The sequence below is a fragment of the Shewanella sp. SW32 genome, assembly GCF_025653365.1.
Lineage (GTDB): Bacteria > Pseudomonadota > Gammaproteobacteria > Enterobacterales > Shewanellaceae > Shewanella > Shewanella oncorhynchi.
This window is the reverse complement of sequence record NZ_JAKKSJ010000081.1, coordinates 1-1930: the sequence shown is the minus strand read 5'-3', so window position 1 is coordinate 1930 and position 1930 is coordinate 1. Positions and strand designations below refer to the sequence as shown.

Annotated in this window: 4 protein-coding genes; 1 reads left to right on the top strand and 3 read right to left on the bottom strand. The window is 40.6% G+C overall.

Annotation, left to right across the window (positions count from 1 at the left end):
- Nucleotides 1-575: mobile mystery protein B (locus L5M28_RS23810; RefSeq protein WP_263204529.1), on the top strand; the 575-nt coding region annotated here is incomplete at its 5' end.
- Between the two features lie 481 nt (nucleotides 576-1056).
- Here L5M28_RS23810 and L5M28_RS23805 read toward each other — a convergent pair.
- The 3 genes from L5M28_RS23805 to L5M28_RS23795 form a co-directional block, all read right to left on the bottom strand.
- Nucleotides 1057-1389 (bottom strand): hypothetical protein, encoded by a 333-nt coding sequence (locus L5M28_RS23805; RefSeq protein ID WP_263204528.1) that lies wholly within the window; start codon nucleotides 1387-1389, stop codon nucleotides 1057-1059.
- Between the two features lie 79 nt (nucleotides 1390-1468).
- Nucleotides 1469-1669: a hypothetical protein gene (locus tag L5M28_RS23800; RefSeq protein WP_263204527.1), complete on the bottom strand. Its 201-nt coding sequence runs from the start codon at nucleotides 1667-1669 to the stop codon at nucleotides 1469-1471.
- 21 nt (nucleotides 1670-1690) lie between these two features.
- On the bottom strand, nucleotides 1691-1930 hold a 240-nt coding region (locus L5M28_RS23795; RefSeq protein WP_411569193.1), incomplete at its 5' end, for a helix-turn-helix domain-containing protein.

The window sequence follows — 1930 nt, the reverse complement described above, 5'->3', positions numbered from 1 at the left end:
TAAATGCCGATGATGTTGCCGGGCTGAAATTTGATCACATCACGACTCGCGAAGAGCTTAATGAGCTTGAAAATGCCAACATACTACAAGGGTTGAGTTGGTTAGCCACGACGCCTAAAACCAGCATGGATGACATTCTTTCTATGGCGTTTGTGGAAGAGTTGCATCAACGTTTGCTTGGTGATGTGTGGGAATGGGCCGGCAGCTACCGTCACCGAGAGTTGAACATTGGTGTCGATCCGCTGAATATCCGGCCAGATTTACACAACTTTCTGGAAGACATCAAATGCTGGATTGAGTTTGAACACTATGACAGCCTAGAACTCTCGGCTCGGATACAGCACAGGTTAGTTAAAATTCACCCTTTTCCTAACGGCAACGGACGTCACTCGCGCGTGATGACGGACTACATACGAATGGTACTACTCAAACAAAAGCCTTTAGTTTGGTCCAATACAGATTTGGATAAACAAAGCCAAGAGCGGGGTGAGTACATTGCGAGCTTACGCCAAGCTGATGCCGGCGTTTATGCGCCTTTAATTCAATATCTTCAGGCGAAAGGGAATGTGACTTAAACCAAGCGTTAAGAGCTAAATATACAATTACAGTGTGGATAGTTAATTTCGGCAGTTCACCTTGCTCTTTTGTTTCCGTACTTCTTAGCTATTTTTAAAAAAGGTTTTTGCAAACAGTTTTATACGAAATATCAACGAATTGGCATCGCCGTAGTGTTTATTGGCTTCCATATCACAAGCTATTGCATACCATGCGTTAACCCAATGAGTATTGAGGACCTTAGTTAAGCTACCTATGAGTTTCATGCGAGATTCCGCTCAGTTAACACTAATGATTGAGAGGCCTTTATGCTCCCCACATTTAAGACATGAATCAGGCACTTTGTCCCCTTCAAAATAATGCTTGTTATCACCGCATTTTTCACAATGAGAGCAATAAACAGCATCGTGCATTTTGGCCGCAACTTTATGAAGTTCTGATAAATCTACGTTTAATTTCATGCTTTAATTTCCGTTAAATTACTGTTGGTCAGGATCACCATTAACCATTATTGGTGCCATGACAAACCTTTCCGTTTATGTAATTTTCAGCTATTTGACAAGCTTGAGTAATTTGATGCGCAGGAACCTCAATTTGAAAAATCGAGTGTCCAAATGGGAGATTGTAATCGTAGACACCGCGATTCTTCGAATAGCCCTCAAAACGAGAATCAATTTCCACAAACTGTTCTTCACTTAACAACTCATGTAAGGCGCTAATTTCAACATCTGACAACTTTGAAGTCGGATCTTGAAGCTCAAAATCTACCCATCCTTTGTGATGTTTGGTTGGTTTGATTGCGTTCATTTTTATAGTTAAAATATGCACAGCCATTAAAATTCACCTCCGCAACAATAAGGTCTTATTTAGCATTAGATTTTCCGTTATCATTAAAAAGCTTCAAACTCAGTTGCTAAACATCACTTTTAAAGCGTTCAAGCAGTTTTAAAAAATCAATAGTAAGGGAAATGAAGAGACAACAAGCAAACACGCCGAAAAGAATCTTATTTAGCAACGTTGCATCTAGAAAGTCTAAATAAAACCACATCCCCGCCAGTGTTAAAAGTATATAAACCATTAACTTTACAGTTAAACTACCGAATAATTTTCCCATAACATACCTCCCTATATTCCGTTATTTGGCTAATTGATAATCTTTGATCAAGCAAGGAAGCGGGATTTTAAGCCCCTCATTCAGCTTACGGATCATGTTAAGGCTTAGCTTGCGTTGGCGGTTTAACACTTCTGACACTCTGCTACGTTGCCCAAAAAATGGCACCATATCGACATCCTCAAGCTCTTGCTGCTCCATCCGAAACTGAATCGCCGCGATTGGATCTGGCGCTTCAATCGGAAAATGAGCGTCCTCAAACGC